At 72.1% G+C, this 16857-nt stretch carries 16 protein-coding genes and 1 pseudogene; 10 read left to right on the forward strand and 7 right to left on the reverse strand.

All coding sequences use genetic code 11. From position 1 onward, the window contains the following. Positions 1-168 precede the first annotated feature (168 nt). Complete coding sequence (locus ABD340_RS04150) at positions 169-1584, forward strand: MFS transporter (RefSeq protein ID WP_344587063.1); 1416 nt, start codon at positions 169-171, stop codon at positions 1582-1584. Between the two features lie 482 nt (positions 1585-2066). Here the strand turns inward: ABD340_RS04150 and ABD340_RS04155 are convergent, their stop codons facing one another. Both ABD340_RS04155 and ABD340_RS04160 read right to left on the reverse strand, forming a co-directional pair. Beyond that, a complete protein-coding gene (locus tag ABD340_RS04155; RefSeq protein WP_344587064.1) occupies positions 2067-2720 on the reverse strand; it encodes a TolB-like translocation protein in 654 nt (217 codons plus the stop codon). A gap of 130 nt (positions 2721-2850) precedes the next feature. Then, positions 2851-3564: a TetR/AcrR family transcriptional regulator gene (locus tag ABD340_RS04160; protein WP_344587065.1), complete on the reverse strand. Its 714-nt coding sequence runs from the start codon at positions 3562-3564 to the stop codon at positions 2851-2853. Positions 3565-3824: 260 nt separating this feature from the next. On the opposite strand from ABD340_RS04160, the gene ABD340_RS04165 reads away from it, so the two are divergent. From ABD340_RS04165 to ABD340_RS04190, 6 genes and pseudogenes are all read left to right on the forward strand, one after another. After that, positions 3825-4022: a ferredoxin gene (locus tag ABD340_RS04165; RefSeq protein ID WP_344587066.1), complete on the forward strand. Its 198-nt coding sequence runs from the start codon at positions 3825-3827 to the stop codon at positions 4020-4022. Between the two features lie 74 nt (positions 4023-4096). Further along, positions 4097-4689 (forward strand): annotated as a pseudogene (locus tag ABD340_RS04170) (mycofactocin-coupled SDR family oxidoreductase); the annotation flags it as partial. A 203-nt stretch (positions 4690-4892) separates the two neighbouring features. Continuing rightward, positions 4893-6176: a cytochrome P450 gene (locus tag ABD340_RS04175; protein ID WP_344587067.1), complete on the forward strand. Its 1284-nt coding sequence runs from the start codon at positions 4893-4895 to the stop codon at positions 6174-6176. A 37-nt stretch (positions 6177-6213) separates the two neighbouring features. Beyond that, on the forward strand, positions 6214-6822 hold the full coding sequence (locus ABD340_RS04180; protein WP_344587069.1) for a molybdopterin cofactor-binding domain-containing protein: 609 nt from the start codon (positions 6214-6216) through the stop codon (positions 6820-6822). Next, the gene (locus ABD340_RS04185) at positions 6819-7304 is read left to right on the forward strand and encodes a molybdopterin cofactor-binding domain-containing protein (RefSeq protein ID WP_344587070.1); all 486 of its coding nucleotides are present in this window, start codon (positions 6819-6821) and stop codon (positions 7302-7304) included. The genes ABD340_RS04180 and ABD340_RS04185 overlap by 4 nt, the downstream gene beginning before the upstream one ends. 304 nt (positions 7305-7608) lie before the next feature. After that, positions 7609-8418 carry a helix-turn-helix domain-containing protein gene (locus tag ABD340_RS04190; RefSeq protein WP_344587146.1) on the forward strand — a complete coding sequence of 270 codons (810 nt, stop codon included), beginning with the start codon at positions 7609-7611 and terminating at the stop codon, positions 8416-8418. Here ABD340_RS04190 and ABD340_RS04195 read toward each other — a convergent pair. Further along, the gene (locus tag ABD340_RS04195) at positions 8333-9580 is read right to left on the reverse strand and encodes a globin domain-containing protein (protein WP_344587071.1); all 1248 of its coding nucleotides are present in this window, start codon (positions 9578-9580) and stop codon (positions 8333-8335) included. The genes ABD340_RS04190 and ABD340_RS04195 overlap by 86 nt on opposite strands. Positions 9581-10172: 592 nt before the next feature. On the opposite strand from ABD340_RS04195, the gene ABD340_RS04200 reads away from it, so the two are divergent. Both ABD340_RS04200 and ABD340_RS04205 read left to right on the forward strand, forming a co-directional pair. Beyond that, positions 10173-10925 carry a gamma-glutamyl-gamma-aminobutyrate hydrolase family protein gene (locus ABD340_RS04200; RefSeq protein ID WP_344587072.1) on the forward strand — a complete coding sequence of 251 codons (753 nt, stop codon included), beginning with the start codon at positions 10173-10175 and terminating at the stop codon, positions 10923-10925. A 111-nt stretch (positions 10926-11036) separates the two neighbouring features. Then, positions 11037-11846, forward strand: a complete 810-nt coding sequence (locus tag ABD340_RS04205) for an enoyl-CoA hydratase/isomerase family protein (protein ID WP_344587073.1) — start codon at positions 11037-11039, stop codon at positions 11844-11846. A 40-nt stretch (positions 11847-11886) separates the two neighbouring features. On the opposite strand, the gene ABD340_RS04210 is transcribed toward ABD340_RS04205, so the two are convergent. Beyond that, positions 11887-12321, reverse strand: coding sequence for an SRPBCC family protein (locus tag ABD340_RS04210; protein WP_344587074.1), 435 nt, complete (start codon positions 12319-12321; stop codon positions 11887-11889). 109 nt (positions 12322-12430) lie between these two features. Between ABD340_RS04210 and ABD340_RS04215 the strand changes: the two genes are divergently transcribed. Next, complete coding sequence (locus ABD340_RS04215; RefSeq protein ID WP_344587075.1) at positions 12431-13372, forward strand: TAXI family TRAP transporter solute-binding subunit; 942 nt, start codon at positions 12431-12433, stop codon at positions 13370-13372. A 6-nt stretch (positions 13373-13378) separates the two neighbouring features. Here the strand turns inward: ABD340_RS04215 and ABD340_RS04220 are convergent, their stop codons facing one another. Genes ABD340_RS04220 through ABD340_RS04230 form a run of 3 tightly spaced genes read right to left on the reverse strand, consistent with a single transcriptional unit; the run spans position 13379 to position 16813 of the window. Further along, positions 13379-14743, reverse strand: a complete 1365-nt coding sequence (locus ABD340_RS04220; protein WP_344587076.1) for a sensor histidine kinase — start codon at positions 14741-14743, stop codon at positions 13379-13381. Next, on the reverse strand, positions 14740-15462 hold the full coding sequence (locus ABD340_RS04225) for a response regulator transcription factor (protein WP_344587077.1): 723 nt from the start codon (positions 15460-15462) through the stop codon (positions 14740-14742). The genes ABD340_RS04220 and ABD340_RS04225 overlap by 4 nt, the downstream gene beginning before the upstream one ends. Positions 15463-15472: 10 nt before the next feature. After that, positions 15473-16813, reverse strand: coding sequence for an MFS transporter (locus tag ABD340_RS04230; protein ID WP_344587079.1), 1341 nt, complete (start codon positions 16811-16813; stop codon positions 15473-15475). Positions 16814-16857: the final 44 nt, after the last annotated feature.

The raw sequence follows: 16857 nt of genomic DNA on the forward strand, positions 1-16857 counted from the left end.
CGGGCTCATGTCCGGTGCTTCATCCGCTGCCGCCGCTGTGACAAGGACGCTCCGCTAGCGGCGGAGCGTTCCTCTCACTTCTGCTGAACGTTCCGTCGCTTCGTGGTCGAACCGGAGCGGCACCTTTGTGCTGCCCGGAATTCTCCTTCCGAGCAACGGAGCGTCCAAGTGCTTCCAGACATTCTCTCTTCGCGCCGGAACTCCTCGTCCCCGGTGCGGGCGTGGCTGGTGCTGTGCTGCATGGCCATGCTGCAATTCCTCATCGCGGTCGACGTGACCGTGGTCAACGTCGCCTTGCCCTCGATCGGGGCCGGCTTCGGCGCGAACGGCCGGCAGCTGACCTGGGTGGTCGTCGGATACACCATCACCGGCGGCGGGCTGCTGATGCTCGGCGGCCGGCTCGGTGACGTACTCGGCAGGCGCCGCGTCCTCCTGCTCGGCACGGCGGTCTTCGGGGCCGCGTCGCTGCTGGCCGGGCTGGCTCCGTCGTTCCCCGCGCTCGTCGCGGCGAGACTGCTGCAGGGAGCCGGAGAAGCCATCGCGTTGCCGGCGGCGATGGCGGTGATCGTGCTCATGTTCCCGGAGGGGCCGCGCCGGTCGCGAGCGCTGAGCCTATGGGCGGCGGTGGCCAGCTGCGGCCTGGTCCTGGGCTTCGTGCTCTCCGGGATCATCACCGAACTGTTCGGATGGCGGTGGATCTTCCTGGTGTCCGTGCCGTTCATCCTGCTCGTGCTCTGCGCGGTGATCCTTCTCGTCCCGGCGGATCCGCCGGTCGAGCGCACCCCGCTGGACCTGCCCGGAGCGCTTCTGCTGACCGCGGCTCCGCTGCTGTTCACCCTCGGGATCGTCGAGGCGGGAGAGGAAGACCGCGCGCTTGCGTGGCTACCGCCCGCGGCACTGTCCGGCGCGGTGATCGCCGGGATCGTGTTCGTCATGGTCGAGCGTCACGCGGCCGACCCACTCGTCCCGCTCGGGTTCTTTCGCAGCCGGCCCCGGGTGCTGGCGAACCTTGCGACCGCTCTCCTGAGCGCAGCACTGTCCACATCCTTCCTGCTGTTCACCTACTACCTGCAGGATCGGCTGGGGCTGAGCCCGCTCGGAGCGGGCCTGATGATGTTGCCCTTGGCCGTGGCTCTCATCGCGGCGTCGATCTTCGTTCCGCAGTTGCTCGGACGTTGGGGCGCTCAGATCTGTGCCCTGGCCGGGATCGGCTTCACGGTTTCGGCCATGGCCGCCATCGCCCTCGCCGCACACCTTGAAGCCAATGCCCTCGCGATGATCCCGGCGATGCTGCTCATCGCCGCCGGCATGGGTTTCGGGCTGGTCGGCCTGCAGTACGCCGCGGTGACCGGGGCCACCGAGAACGACGCCGGTATCGCATCCGGCGTCCAGCGAGCCGCTGACCAACTCGGAGGCTCCACCGGGATCACCCTCTACGTCGGCATCGGGTTCGCCCCCGCCTTGAAGGGCACCGACCCGTTCCTCACCAGCAGCCTTCTCGCCATCACAGGACTCACGGCCGCAGGAGTGATCGCTTGGCGTATCCCCATGCCTGCCTCCTCGTCCGAGGAAGTGGTCGGTTGACTCGCTGAACGTCAGGTCGAGACTCCTCGCGACGCTCTGAACCCGGATCGGGGCTGTGTTTGCGGCAGGTTCACGGTGGCCGTGCCGGCAGTCGTGCCGGTTGCTGCGGCGACAGGACGGCAAGGTCCGGACAAGGTCAGCCACGCCGCGACGGCGGCCGAGAGTCGTCAAGGCCCAGCAAAGATGGGCTCCGGTCCTACTCCTCGGTCTCGACGTCGAGGTCGTGGCCGTCGTGTTGGGGGTGCTTTCGGCCACGAGCCATCCAGCAACAGATCGTCATCGTTCTCCTCGGGACCCCGTCACGGCAGAAATGCTGCACCGTCACGCTCTCGGTGCCGTTGATGACGAGAGCGCCGTCGTCGGAGTAGTCGTGGTAGGTGATGGCGGTGCGGGTGCTGTTCTCGGTGATGGTGACCGTGGCCGAGCCGGACTTCCTGCCGTCCAGGGTGTAGGTGCCCTGCGGCTGGTGAGGTGGGCGATCATCATGCGTTCGTCCGGACGCCGAGGGCGGTGGAGGGATGGCAGGGCAGCGGGTTGTGGCCGCCGCAGGCGGGTGGGACGGTCAGCGCCTGCCAGTAGGCGATGCGGGTGCCGTCGGGTGACCATTTGGGATCGGCTCGGCCGTTCCATGCGGGGTCGTTGGTGCCGCCGGGGCTGCCATCGCCCGCGGCGTTGATCCGCTGGCCCGCGTAGGAGCCGCGGTCGCCGAACCGGTCGATGAGGTAGGGCTGGAAGAACCGGCGCGTCCCGTTGTTGCGGGCGGCCGAGATTGCGGTGATCTGGTCGGTGATGGGCGGGATGCCGCGCATGCCGGCCAGGAACATCAGCCGGTCGCTGCCGCGGGTGTCCATCGCGACCGTCCATTTGTCGTCGGGTGAGATGTCGACCGGGTCGACGTACTCGGGGTGGGCGGTGGGCCGGCGGGCCTTGCCGGTGCGCAGGTCGGCGGCGAAGACGTCGATGTTGGAGGATTTGGCCGGGTATGCGATGTAGGTGACCTCGCGTCCGCTGCCGGAGAAGCCCCGCAGCTCGCCGACCGTGATCGCGTCCGGACGAAGTGGCAGACCGCGGTCGACGAGGACGTATTCCTCTTCGGGGGGCGCTCGGGACTCGGCCGGCGTCCCCGCGGTCGGCAAGGTTGGGCGCCACGCGTCGTTGGTGGCGCCCCACGGCTTATGTTGAACGACTGTGTAGCATCGTCCCGAGTCAACCGTCAAGGAATCAAGGCTCGTCAGGAACGAGCCCGTGCGGTCATGCAGTGCCGCCTCATGAGGTGCTTGGACGGCGCCGTCGGGTGGGGCGGCTGTGGGGCGGGGCGAGGAGCATGCCGGTGACGATGTCGACGAGGGCGTCACCCATCATCGTCCAGTCCGCCGACCGGCCCGTGAAGGCCGCCGCGCGTTCGTGCTCGGCGCAGGTGTGAATGACCACGAGCCGCATGCTCTGGCTGCGCAGCGCCGCCACCTTCGGTGAAAGCCTGGGGGCTTGCGACCGGACCGAGACGATCGCCTTCCGGAACAGCGGAGCCTGCATGGGAGCGGCGAGCTCGTCGGGGCCCAGTGTCGGGTCGGCGCAGATCTGGGCGGTGAAACGCGCGTACCAGGTCGGGTGGCCGAGCTCGGCGAGGTGCTCGGTGTAGGGCAGCACGAGACTGGCGATGTGGTCGCGGGGATCGGTGGAGTCGCGTGCTTCCTCTACCAGTTGCTGGATGCGGCGCGCGATGGGTTCGCCGTGGAAACTCGCGATGGCGCGGATGAGCTCGGCGCGGGAGCCGAAGTAGTAGGCCAGGGCGGAGTTGTTGCCCTGGCCCGCCGCTTCGACGATCTGCCGGTTGGAGACCTCCGAGAGGCCGTACTCGGCGTAGAGCCGTTCGGCCGTGCGCAGCAGCAGCACGCGCGTGGCATCGGCCTGCTCTCGCCGCGAGACGGTCGACCGGCGCGCGGCCTGCCGAGGCCGGCGCAGCGGAGTGTTGGCGTCCATGTGATCGTCTTCCTGTCGTCCGCACGGCGGTACCGCGTCGTCCACAGCAGGCGAGACCGGGCGCACGCGGCACCGTGCGAGTCGATCTCGTCCTGCCCGCGATGGTAGCGGCGCGTCGCCGCGCGAAGGTCCGTGCGCGGCCCAGCCGGCCTACTCGGCATCTTCTCAGATCTTCCTCTGCTGAGTTCCCTGTGATAGAAGCAAGAAGACCTTCTTAAATGAAGGGAACAGGAGCACCGCTCGAAAGGAAGGTGGTGACCGTGGAGATCGAGGCCGACCGGGAAAGGTGCGTCGGCTCCGGGCAGTGCGCATTGGCCGCTCCCGAGGTGTTCGACCAGCGAGCGGACGACGGGATCGTCGAAGTGCTGGATCGCAGGCCATCGCGGTCACAGTGGAAGGCCGCCAGGGAAGCCGAGGCGCTGTGCCCCGCCGCCGCGATCGCGATCAGCGACGACTGACGCGCCGCATATCGATCGAACCGACCAAATCAGTCGTGCAGCCATGTCGGTGCGGCACCAGGAACGAGGTAGCGATGCCCGGACGAGTCGAGGACAAGGTCGCCTTCATCACCGGGGCGGCGCGCGGCCAGGGGCGCAGCCACGCGGTACAGCTGGGCGGGGAGGGCGCGGACATCATCGCGGTCGACATCTGCCGGCAGGTCGAGGGCGTCCTGTTCTCCATGCCCACACCGGACGACCTGGCCGAGACCGTCTCGCTGGTCGAGAAGCAGGGCCGCCGGACCGTCGCCGCGCAGGCCGACGTGCGCGATCACGGCGCACTGAAGGCCGCCGTGGACGAAGGAGTCGCGCAGCTGAACCGGCTGGACATCGTCGTGGCCAACGCGGGCATCGGCGCCACGGGCGACCTCATGCAGACGATGAAGGAGGAGGTCTGGCAGGCACCATTGACATCAACCTCACCGGAGTGTGGCACAGCGTCAAGGCGGCGATTCCGCACATCATCAAGGGCGGCCGCGGAGGCGCGATCGTGCTGACCAGTTCGGTCGGCGGCCTCCGAGGGGCCCAGCACATCGGTCACTACATCGCGGCGAAACACGGGGTGGTGGGGCTGCTGCGGACGCTGGCCCTGGAACTCGGGCAGTACGGCATCCGCGTCAACACCGTGCATCCCACCCAGGTCAACACGCCGATGCTGATGAACGACCGGACCTATCGAGCGTTCCGGCCGGACCTGGAGAATCCCACTGCCGAGGACTTCGCGCCGATCTCGCGCCCGGCGATGACCGAGCCCTGGAAAGACGCTCTTCTTGCGAGCGCGGTCGACAGCTGAATCAGAAGGTCGTCTTTCTTTCTGCCGAAGGGAAATTGATGAGCACCGCGAAACAAGCCAACCGCCCCGCCTCCATCATCGGGCAGCGCCCCTTCCCGCCCGAGCAGGTCGAGCGGCGGCCGGGCTGCCCGTTCGACCCGCCGGCGGCGCGGGAGCGGCTGCGGGAGGACGGGCCGGTCTCGAAGATCCGGCTGCGCAACGGTGCGGACCTGTGGGTGATCAGCGGTTACGACGAGGCCCGCGCGGTCCTGTCCGACGTCCGGTTCAGCTCCGACGTGATCCGGCGCACCAGCTCCTTCAACCTGACACCGGAGCAGGTGGCCGAGGGGCCGTCCGGCTGCCCGGTCCAGGAGGGCGAGCGCGGGGACGGCATGTTCATCTTCATGGACCCGCCCGAGCACACCCGGCTGCGGCGGCTGCTGATCAGCCAGTTCACCGTGCGCCGCATGAAGGCCCTGGAGACCCGGGTCCAGGAGATCGCCGTCGAGCTCATCGAGGCCATGCGCGCCGCGGGCACCCGGGCCGACCTGGTCGCGGACTTCGCGCTGCCCCTGCCCTCCCTGGTGATCTGCGAACTGCTCGGTGTCGCCTACGGGGACCGGGCGGAGTTCCAGGAACGCAGCGCGATCACCCTCAACACCGGCAACACCGCGGAGGAGCAGGCACGGGCGGGAGCCGGGCTGCTGGAGTTCATGCGCACGCTGGTGGCCGCCAAGCGGGAGAACCCCGGGGACGACCTGCTCTCCGGTCTCATCCGCGGCGACCTCGCCGCCGACCCGCCCCTGTCGGACGCGGAGCTGGTCGACATCGGCCTCACGCTGCTCGGCGCCGGACACGAGACCACCGCCAACATGCTCGCGTTGAGCACCTTCGCGCTGCTGGAGCATCCCGACCAGCTCGCCGCGCTGCGCGCCGACCCCGCCCTGATCGACAACGCGGTCGAAGAGCTGATGCGCTACCTGTCCATCGTCCACACCGGACCGCGCCGGATCGCCACCGAGGACCTGACCGTCGCCGGTGTCACCATCCCGGCCGGCGCCACCGTCCTGGTCTCGGTCCCCACCGCCAACCGCGACGCCGCGCGCTGGTCCGCGCCCGAGCGGCTCGACCTCACCCGGCCCCGGTCCCCGCACCTGGGCTTCGGCCACGGCGTCCACCAATGCCTGGGCCAGCAGCTCGCCCGCGTCGAGCTGCGCATCGGACTCGCCGAACTGTTCACGCGCCTGCCGAGCCTGCGGCTCGCCGTCCCCGCCACCGAGATCCCGCTCCGCACCGACATGGTCATCTTCGGGGTCCACTCGCTACCCGTGGTCTGGGACTGAGCGGTCTCCTCCCTGCCAGCTCGAAAGAACGAGGTCCATGACCGAGACCGCCGCGGCCCGCTACGCGGGCGCCCGGGTCCAGCGAGTGGAGGACGGCCGCCTGCTGACCGGGCACGGCACCTTCGTGGACGACATCTCGCGGCCGGGGATGCTCCACGCCTGCTTCGTGCGGAGCCCCATCGCGCGGGCGCGCGTCACGCGCGTCGACACCTCGCAGGCGCTGGAGCTGCCCGGGGTGCAGGCGGTGTTCCTGGCCGGGGACCTCAATCCGGACGTGCGGGAGCAGTGGTACACCTCGCTCGGCCGGGACGCGGGCATGGTCTGGCAGCCGCTGGCCTCGGACGAGGTGCGCGCGTTCTGCTCACGGCTCCTGGGGCTGCCTGAGCACTCGGTCAGGGTCATCATGCGCGACACCGGCGGCGGCTTCGGCCAGAAGGTCGTCCCGCAGCGGGAGGAGATGTGCGTCATGCTGGCCGCGCGCAAGGTCCCCGTCGCGATCAAGTGGATCGAGGACCGGCGCGAGAACCTGATGGCGGCGGGCCAGGCGCGCCACGAGCACGGCAGGACCCGGATGGCGTTCTCGGGCGACGGCCCGCGATCACCTCTTTCGGCGCGGGGACCGGCGGCAGCCGAAGCGGATCCATGACGGCCGGCGCGGTCACCGAGACCGCCCGCATCCTGCGGGAGAAGATCGTGGCGCTGGCCGCCCATCGCCTGGAGGCGGTGGAGGGCGACATCGAACTCGCCCGCGCCCGCGCCCACGTGCGCGGAACACCGTCCGCCGGAATCGACCACGCCGAACTGGCGGAGCCGGCCTACTTCCGGCCGGAGGCGTTGCCGCCGGGACAGTCGGCCGGACCGATGATCAACCCGAACGTCGTCGAGGGGCAGATCGCCGGCGGGACCGTCCAGGGCATCGGCGGCGCCCTGCTGGAACACCTCGCCCACGACGACGACGGCAACCCCCTCGCCACCACGTTCATGGACTACCTGCTCCCGACCACCACCGAAGTGCCCTCGATCGAGTACGGCCACCTCGAGATCCCCGGCCCGGGCCCCGGAGGCCACAAGGGCGTCGGCGAGGGCGGCGCGATCGGCGCACCGCCGGCCCACCCCGAAGAACTGTGAATCGGCAGTAGCCCCGAACCGCTGATGTGAGGCCGACGGTGACCCGAACAAGACGTTTCCAGGCAACGGTCGCGGCCTGTGCCGCGGTGCTGATCACGGCCGCGTGCAGCGGCCCCGCCGGCACCGCATCGACGGGGCCGGTAGGCGACCCCGTTCCGGGCGGCACCGCCCGCATCATCATGATCAACGAGCCGCGGAGCCTCGATCCCGCGGCCATACCGACCACCGGAAGAGGGCCGGTTGATTACCTGAGAGGTCATCGCCGCTGTGACCGGGCCCGGATAGCGTCGGCCTCGTGACGACGATGACGACCTCACTCAGCGACGTACGGCCGGTCGGCGAGCAGTTGCGGGCCTGGCGGCAGCGGCGCCGGCTCAGCCAGCTGGAGCTGTCCTCCGACGCCGACGTCTCGACCCGGCACCTCAGCTTCGTGGAGACCGGCCGGTCCGCGCCCAGCCGGGAGATGGTGCTGCGGCTGGCCGAGCATCTCGACGTGCCGCTGCGCGACCGCAACCTGCTGCTGGTCGCGGCCGGGTACGCGCCGGTGTACGCCGAGACGCCGATCGCCGAGCCGCGGATGGACTCGGTGCGGGCGGCGCTGAAGCAGGTGCTGGAGGGGCACGAGCCGTACCCGGCGGTGGTGGTCGACCGGTTCTGGAACCTGATCGACGCCAACGCGGCGGCGGCGATCTTCATGGCGGGCGCGCCGCCGGAGCTGCTGGAGCCGCCGCTGAACGTGCTGCGGCTGAGCATGCATCCGAGCGGCATGGCCCGGAACATCGTCAACCTGGCCGAGTGGCGGGCGCACATGATCGAGCGGGTGCGCCGCCATGTCGCCCTGACCGCCGATCCGGCGCTGGCGCAGCTCTACCGCGAGCTGCGCGACTATCCGGACGCCGCCGAACCGCGGGCCGACCCCGTTCCCCGGCCGTCGGGGGACGAGGTCGTGGTGCCGCTGCGGATCCGGGACGGCGACCGGGAGTTGTCGTTCTTCAGCACGATCGCCACCTTCGGCACGCCCGTGGACATCACGGTGGCGGAGTTGGCCATCGAGTCCTTCTATCCGGCCGATCCGCAGACGAAGGCGTTTCTGCGGGAGCGTGCGGGCTGGTGACCGGCTCGGCGTCGGCGGGCTCGGTTTCGGGGATCTTGACCTCCAGGTGCTCGGCCTCCAGCAGGTCGTGGTGGACGCGCGCGGGCGGGACGCCGAGCCGCTGCAGGGCGGCCACCGTGCTTCTGATCATCTCGGTGGGGCCGGCGACGTAGATCTCGTGCTCGTCCGGGGCCGGGAGCCGGTCGAGGACGCCTGGCGGGGTGCCGCGCAGGCCGTCGTGGTCGGGGTCGTCGGAGATCACGGTGGTGATCCGCAGCCGCGGGTAGGCGGCCGCGAGGTCCAGCAGGTCGGGCATGTCGTAGAGGCCGGTCCCGGTGCGGGCGGCGACCACCAGGTGGACGCCGCGGTCGCGGCCGGACAGCGCGACCCGCTCGGCCAGGGCCTTGAGCGGGGCCAGCCCGGTGCCGCCGGCGATCAGCAGCAGGTCGCGGCGGGATCCGGGATCCAGGGTCATGGTGCCGGCCGCCGGGCCGAGCAGCACCGTCTGCCCGGGCCGGGTGTGCCGGACCAGCGCCCCGCTGACCCAGCCGCCCGGTACCGCGCGCACGTGCAGCCGGAGCGTGCCGTCGGGACGGGGCGCCCCGGCGATGGAGTAGGGCCGCCAGATCCGCGGCCAGCGCGCCACCTGGACGGTGACGTACTGGCCGGCCTCGAACGGGAGCGGGCGGGCCGGCCGCAGGGTGAGCACGGCCAGGTCGTCGGCGCGGCGGTCGTGCCCGGTGACCTCGGCGACCCACCAGGGCGGGGCGTGCGCGGCGTCCCGCTCGGCGGCGGCGATCATGATCTCGGCGGCGGTGCGGTAGGCGGCGGTCCAGGCGGCCTCGGCCTCGGGCGTCCAGGCGGCGCCGCCGAACCGGCGGAGCGTGGCGATCAGCGCGGCGCCGACGGCGGGGTAGTGCTCGGGCAGCACCCCGTACCGGCGGTGGTCGCGGCCGAGCCGGCCGAGCCGGTCGGCCAGCGCGCCCGGGTTGTCCATGCTCCACACGATCGCGGTGAGGGCCCGGAAGAGCCGGTCGCGCTGGAGGTCCATGGCGGGCGGGAAGAGCGCCCGCAGCCGTGGCTCGGCGGCGAACAATCGGCCGTAGAAATAGGCGATCGCGTCATCGGCGATCGGTTCGAGCCAGGTAAAGCTTTCTTTGATGATGCGCGGTTCCCAGGACATTCGCCAAGCTCGCCTCCCGGCCTTTACGGTCATCGGCTCGCGGGTTCCGCTGGTTCCGGCGCGTGCGGGGTGCCCGGCTCGCTGAGATTCTCGCACCAGAAGTTCCTGGTCCTCAACAGGTTCGAGGGAAGGATCACCTCACTATCACCCTGGGTGATTGATTCCGGATTCTCTGTGACGAGTCCCGATTTGATCGGGCGAAGAATACTCGTCGGTATCGACGCTGTCGTTGATCAAACGCCGATAAAGGCCGTGAATGGGCGGCTGAATGGGGTGTCGAGCGTTACATGTCCCGCGATGACTTGCCCCTGTCGCCGTGGTGCAAAATTCTCTACCCTTGGGGAAGATTTTCGGATTCATCGGTCGTGGCGGGTCGATGTCCCGGACACCGGGAGGGGAGGGGCCGGCCACGGTCCGCGATCCACGCCCTTCGGCCTGCGCGCGTCAAGGGCTTGCGGCAAGCTGGCCGGGACAAGGCCGGGGGAGGGCCGGTCCGAAAGTCGGGCCATACGTCATGATGACCCGCGAAGGCGGTGCGACCACCGCACCTCGGAACCGAGCCGTGGCCAGCGCACTACGGGAGGACACAGGCATGCGAGAGGCGACCCGAGGGGCTACGGGCGGCCCCGGCGACGCCGCCCAGACTCCACCGCTGATCGGCATTACGACCTATCTGGAACCGGCCCGCTGGGGCGTGTGGGTGCGGGAGGCCGCCCTGCTGCCCGTGCCGTACGTGCGCGCGGTGGAGCGTGCGGGCGGCTTCCCGGTCATGGTGCCGCCCACCGCCGGCCTGCGCGGCGTGGACGCGCTGGTCGCCCGGCTGGACGGGATCGTGTTCGCCGGCGGCGGCGACGTCGACCCAGACCTGTACGGGGCCGGCCGGCACCACGAGACGGGGCCGCCGCAGCCGCAGCGCGACCGGTTCGAGCTGGCGCTGGTCCGCGCGGCGATCGAGGCCGACCTGCCGTTCCTGGCGGTCTGCCGGGGCATGCAGGTGCTGAACGTGGCGCGCGGGGGCTCGCTCATCCAGCACCTGCCGGAGGCGGTCGGGCACGAGGGGCACGCCCCCGAGTTCGGGATGATCGGCCACCACCGGGTGCAGATCGACCCGACCAGCGCACTGGGCAAGATCATGGGGGACTCGGCCGAGGTGCCCACCTACCACCACCAGGCGGTGCACCGCCTGGGCAAGGGGCTGACGCCGGTGGCGCGAGCCGACGACCACGTGGTGGAGGGCGTCGAGCTGCAGGGGCACCGGTTCGGCCTGGGCGTGCAGTGGCACCCGGAGGAGGGCGACGACCGCCGGCTGTTCGAGGCGCTGGTGGCCGAGGCCGGCGGGCGCTGACGCGGGGCGCCCCGCACCGCTTCGCCGGCGTCGAGGCCACGGCCTCCGCTGTGCGACGATTGCGCGCGGCATGAGGCGAGTGGGCGGCATGAGGCGAGCGGGAGACACGGCATGAGCGGGGATGTCCTGGGCGGCCGGTACGGAGCCTACGAACGGCTGAAGCTCGACTGGGCGGGGCCCGGCGTGCTGCGGATAACGCTGAGCACGCCGGGCAGGCTCAACGCCGTCGACGCCGCCGGGCACGGCGAGCTGGCGGAGATCTGGCGGGACGTGGACGCCGACGACCGGGTGCGCGCGGTGCTGGTGCGCGGCGAGGGCACCGCGTTCTCCGCCGGCGGCGATCTGGCCATGATCGAGGAGATGATGGCCGACCACGCCGCCCGCGCCCGGATCATGCGCGAGGCCCGCGACATCGTGATGAACGTGATCAACTGCTCCAAGCCGGTGGTCAGCGCGATCCAGGGCCCGGCGGTGGGGGCGGGGCTGGCGGTGGCGCTGCTGGCCGACATCTCGGTGGCGGGCCGCACCGCGAAGATCATCGATGGGCACACCCGGCTCGGGGTGGCGGCGGGCGACCACGCCGCGATCGTCTGGCCGCTGCTGTGCGGGATGGCCAAGGCCAAGTACTACCTGCTGCTGTGCGACACCCTGACCGGTGCGGAGGCCGAGCGGATCGGCCTGGTCAGCCTGTGCGTGGACGACGGCGAGGTGCACGAGCGGGCGCTGGAGGTGGCGGGCCGCCTGGCCGCGGGCGCCGCCGAGGCGATCCGCCACACCAAGCACGCGCTCAACAACTGGCTGCGGATGGCGGGCCCGTCCTTCGACGCGTCGCTGGCGCTGGAGTTCCTCGGCTTCACGGGCCCGGACGTGCGCGAGGGCGTCGCGGCCGTCCGCGAGAAGCGCCCGCCGAGGTTCACCTGACCCCGGCCGCGGGCCCGGACGGCCGGGCGGCCGGAGCGGGTCAGCCGAAGCGCTTGCGGAGGGCGCCGAGGCCGGTGGCGTAGATGCCCTTGGCGAAGGTCTTCTCCATCGCCTCCCGGTCGGCGGCGTCCGCGGTGAACTCGCCGGACCACTCCACGAACGCCTGCCCGGTCTCGGTCACCGGCGCCACCCGGATCCGGCCCCGGGCGTCGCGCACCGGAAGCGGGCATTCGAGGATCTCGTAGGCGTAGCCGCGGCCGGCGTCGTCCAGGGTGCTGAGCCGCTCCCGGAACACCGAGTCGCCCGGGCCGATCAGCCGGCGCACGCAGCCGATCCGGTCGGCGGGGCCGCCGTCCTCGATCATGCCGGTCTGCACGCCCGGCATCCATTCGGCGAGGTTGCCGAAGTCGCGCAGGTAGGCCCACACGTCGTCGGCGGAGGCGTTGAGCACGGCGCTGGCGTAAGGCTGGGGCATGGGGGGTCTCCTCGGCGCTGAGGGGCGGGACGGGGGTGGGAGATCATCATTCCAATGCTGCGCCCTCGCTGTGATCCGGGCAACACTCCCGGATGGGTAGCCTGCGGTGATGGCCCCGTCACGCCGGACCCTGCTGCGCGCCGCCGCGCTGTCGGCGCTCGCGCCCGCGGCGGCGGCCGGATGCGCGTCCGGCGGCGGGAAGGGCGTGCTGAGGCTCGCCACCGGCGGGCCGGGCGGCCCGTACGAGGCGCTCGGCGCCCGGCTCGCGGCCGAGTTGCGCGGGCACGGCTTCGCGGTCCGGGTCATCCCGACCGCCGCCAGCGTGGCGAATCTGACCCTGCTCGCCGAGGGCCGTGCCGACCTCGGGTTCGCGCTGGCAGACAGCGCCGAGGACGCGGTGCGGGCCCGGCGGCTGCCCGTCGCCGCGCTCGCCCGCCTGTACATGAACTACGTCCACCTCATCGTGCGGGCGGACTCGCAGGTCACCGCCCCCGCCGATCTGGCGGGCCGTACCGTGTCGATCGGCGGCGAGGGGTCCGGGACGGCCGTCACCGCCGAGCGCATCCTGGCCGTGGCCGCCACCGGCCGGGGCGCCCGCCGCCCGCACATCGTCCGGCGGGGCCTGCACGAGTCGCTCGGCGCCCTGCGGCGCGGTGAGATCGAGGCGTTCTTCTGGTCGGGCGGGGTGCCCACCCCCGCGCTGGAGGCCTTCCGCCGCGTGACGCCGATCCGGCTGATCGCCCTGGACGAGCTGGTGGGGCCGCTGCGCCGCGCGCACGGGCCGATGTACGAGGAGGCGTCCGTCCCGGCCCGCTCGTACGGCCTGGCCGCCCGGGTCCTCACGGTGGGGACGCCCAGCTACCTGGTCTGCCGCGACGCCATGGGGACGGAGGACGTGCGTTCGGTCACCCGGATCCTGTTCTCCAGCCGGGAGCGGCTCCAGGCGCCCGACGCCCCTGGCGGCAGGCTCGACGAGCGGTACGCCATCGGCACCGGCTCGGTGCCGCTCCACCCGGGAGCCGCCCGCTACTACCGCTCCGTCTACGGCTGAGGGCCCCTACAGCCTGGGGGCGCCGTCGCCGTCGCCGCCGGGCAGGGTCAGCCGGACGGCGAGCCCGCGCGGCTCGTTCGGGAGAAGCTCGAAGGTCGCGCCCGACCGGCCGGCCAGCTCCGCGGCGATCGCCAGGCCCAGGCCGCTGCCCGGGACGTTGGCGTGCCCGCCGGACCGCCAGAACCGGCCCGGTGCCTCGGCCCGCTCGGCCGCGGTCAGGCCGGGGCCGTCGTCGGCGATCCGCAGCACCCGGCCGTCCAGCCGGACCGTCACCGTCCCGCCCGCGGGCACGAACTTGTGCGCGTTGTCCAGGGCGATGTCGGCGATCCGGGCGACCGCGTCCGGCACCGCGGTCACCTGCGCGGACTCCGGCAGCTCGGTCACCAGGGTCAGCCCCTTGGCGGCGAAGACCTCCCGCCAGGCCGCCAGCCGCGGCCGCAGCTCGGCCACCACCTCCACGTCCCGGACGACCGCGCCCGCCTCGACCCTGGCCAGGGCGAGCAGGTCCTCGACGAGCGCGGCCAGCCGGTCCACCTCGGCCAGCGCCTCCTCGTACTCGGCCGCGCCCGCCCGCTCCAGATGCGGCTGGAGGTTCTCCAGGCGCAGCGACAGCACGGTCAGCGGGGTGCGCAGCTCGTGCGAGGCGTCCGCGACGAACGCCCGCTGCCGCTCCAGGGCGGCGGAGACGGCGTCGGCCATCGCGTTGAACCGCTCCCTGAGCCGCCGCAGCTCCGACGGGCCCACGTCCGGGCCGACGCGGGCCTGCATGTGGCCTCCGGCCAGCGCCCGGGTCGTGCGGTCCAGCTCGGTCACCGGGCGCAGGATCCACCGAGCCAGCCCGCGCGCGGCCAGCGTCGAGCAGGCCAGCGCGGCCAGCGCGCCCAGCGCCAGGACGCCCCACACCAGCCCCACGTCGCGGCGGGCGTGGTCGGTCGGGGCGCGCAGCAGCACCGTGCCCGACAGCTGGGCGTCCCGTCCCGCGGGTTCGGCGATCAGCACGGTGCCGGGCCCGAACGGGGTCACCGCGGGCAGGTCCTCGGTGGTGCGGCCCGACAGCGCCAGCCGGGTCGCGGCCCCGTCGTCGCCCGTTATCGCGCCGGCCTCGGCCAAGACGGTCCCGTCCCGGTCGCGGACGCGCACCGCCGCGCCGTACAGCTGGGCGTAGCGGGAGATCTCGGCCGACAGCCCGGACAGGTCGCCCTCCCGGACCGACTGGTCGGCCAGCTCGGCGAACCGGGTCGCGTCGGCGCGCCGGTCCAGCAGCAGCCGCCCGGTGCGGTGGGAGGAGTAGGCCAGGCCCAGCGGCACCGCCAGGCCCGCGATCACCAGGACTATCAGCGCGGCGAACGTCGTGACCAGCCGCCGTCTCATGGTGCCCCGGAGCCCTCCGGCCCGCCGTCCCCGGGATCGGGGCCGGGACCGGGGGCGGCAAGGCGGCCCAGGCGGTAGCCGGTGCCGCGCAGCGTCTCCACCAGGCCCGGCCGGGACGTCTTCGCGCGCAGGCCCGCCACGTGCACGTCCAGCGAGCGCGACGCGGCCAGCAGCGGATCGCCCCACACCGCGTCCAGGATCTCCTCGCGGCTGCGCACCACCCCCGGCTCCCGCGCCAGCAGCGCCAGCACGTCGAACTCCCGCCGGGTCAGCGGCACCGGCCGCCCGGCGACCGTGACCCGCCGGGTCTCCAGGTCGATCCGGACGTCCCCGACCGCGACCACCTGGTCGCGCACAGGCAGCGGGCGGGTGCCGCGCCGGGCCACCGCCTCCATCCGCGCCATCAGCTCCGCCGTGCGGAACGGCTTGACCAGGTAGTCGTCGGCGCCCGAGCGCAGCCCGCGCAGCACGTCCCGCTCCCCGGTGCGGGCCGTCACCACGATGATCGGCACCACCGACACCCTGCGCACCCGGCGCAGCGCCTCCAGCCCGTCCATGTCCGGCAGGCCCAGGTCGAGCAGCACGAAGTCGACGCCCCCCGCCAGGCGGAGGGCGTCGACGGCCAGGCGGGCCCGTTCGACCTCGTGCCCGTGACGGGCCAGCGCGGTCGTGAGCGCCCCGGCGAGCCGGTCGTCGTCTTCGACCAGGAGAACGCGCATGGCGCCCAGGTTAGACGCGCGCGGTGACCGGATCGGCGGCGTGCCGGCCGCGCTCCCTGCGGGTCAGCGCCGCGTCCCGGGTCTCCCGCATGAACAGGTACACCACCAGCGACACCGCGGCGCAGCCCGCGACGTACCAGTAGTACCCGGACTCGATGTCGGCCTTCTTGAACCACAGCGCGACGTACTCGGCGGACCCGCCGAACAGCGCGTTGGCGATCGCGTACGGCAGCGCCACCCCCAGCGCCCGCACGTGGGTGGGGAACATCTCCGCCTTCACCACCGCGTTGATCGAGGTGTAGCCGGTGACGATGATCAGCCCGAGCAGCGACAGGGCGAGCGCCCCGGCGAACCCGTTCACCCCCGACAGCGCGGTCATCAGCGGCACCGTGCCCAGGGTCGCGCCGACCCCGAAGGTGATCAGCAGCGGGCGGCGGCCGATCCGGTCCGACAGCGCCCCGGCCAGCGGCTGGACGCACATGAAGATGAACAGCGCGCAGAAGCTCACCAGCGTCGCGGTCGACTTCTCCAGCCCGGCGGTGTTGGACAGGTACTTGGTCAGGTAGGTGGTGTAGGTGTAGTACGCCAGCGTGCCGCCCATGGTCAGCGCGATGACCAGCGCGGCCTCCCGCTTGTAGACCATCAGCTGGCGCAGCGTGCCGCGCTCGCCGCGGGCGTGCCCGGCGCCGTCCCCGGCCTCCTCGTCGTAGGCCTCGGTCTCCAGCAGGTTGCGGCGCAGGTAGAACACCACGGCGGCGGCGAGGGCGCCGATGATGAACGGGATCCGCCAGCCGTAGGAGTTCAGCGCCTCCTCCGACATCGTGCGCTGCAGGACGATCTGCAGGCCCAGGCCGACGAGCTGGCCCGCGGTCATCGACACGTACTGGAAGCTGGAGGCGAACCCGCGCTTGCCCGGCGGGGTGGCCTCGGTGAGGTAGGTGGCGCTGGCGGCGTACTCGCCGCCCACCGACAGGCCCTGCATGAGCCGGGCGACCAGCAGCACCGCGGCGCCGAAGTAGCCGACCGAGTCGTAGGTCGGGGCGATCGCGATCAGCAGCGCGCTGCCCGACATCAGCGTCACGGTGAGCGTCAGCGCCGCCTTGCGGCCCTTGCGGTCGGCGTACCGGCCGAGCAGCCAGCCGCCGACCGGACGCATGAAGAACCCGACGGCGAAGATTCCGGCGGTGTTGAGCAGCTGGGCGGTCGGATCGCCCTTGGGGAAGAACGAGGCGGCGAAGTAGGTGGCGAAGCTGGCGTAGACGAACCAGTCGTACCACTCCACCATGTTGCCGACCGAACCGCCGAGCACCGCCTTCCACGGGGTGCGCGCCGGGGGTGCCTGAGTCGTCACGGGGAGACCTCCTGCGGGAGTCGTTGCAGGTGGGAGCCTCTCCG

It is taken from the genome of Actinomadura vinacea, from assembly GCF_039532545.1.
Classification (GTDB): Bacteria; Actinomycetota; Actinomycetes; order Streptosporangiales; family Streptosporangiaceae; genus Spirillospora; species Spirillospora vinacea.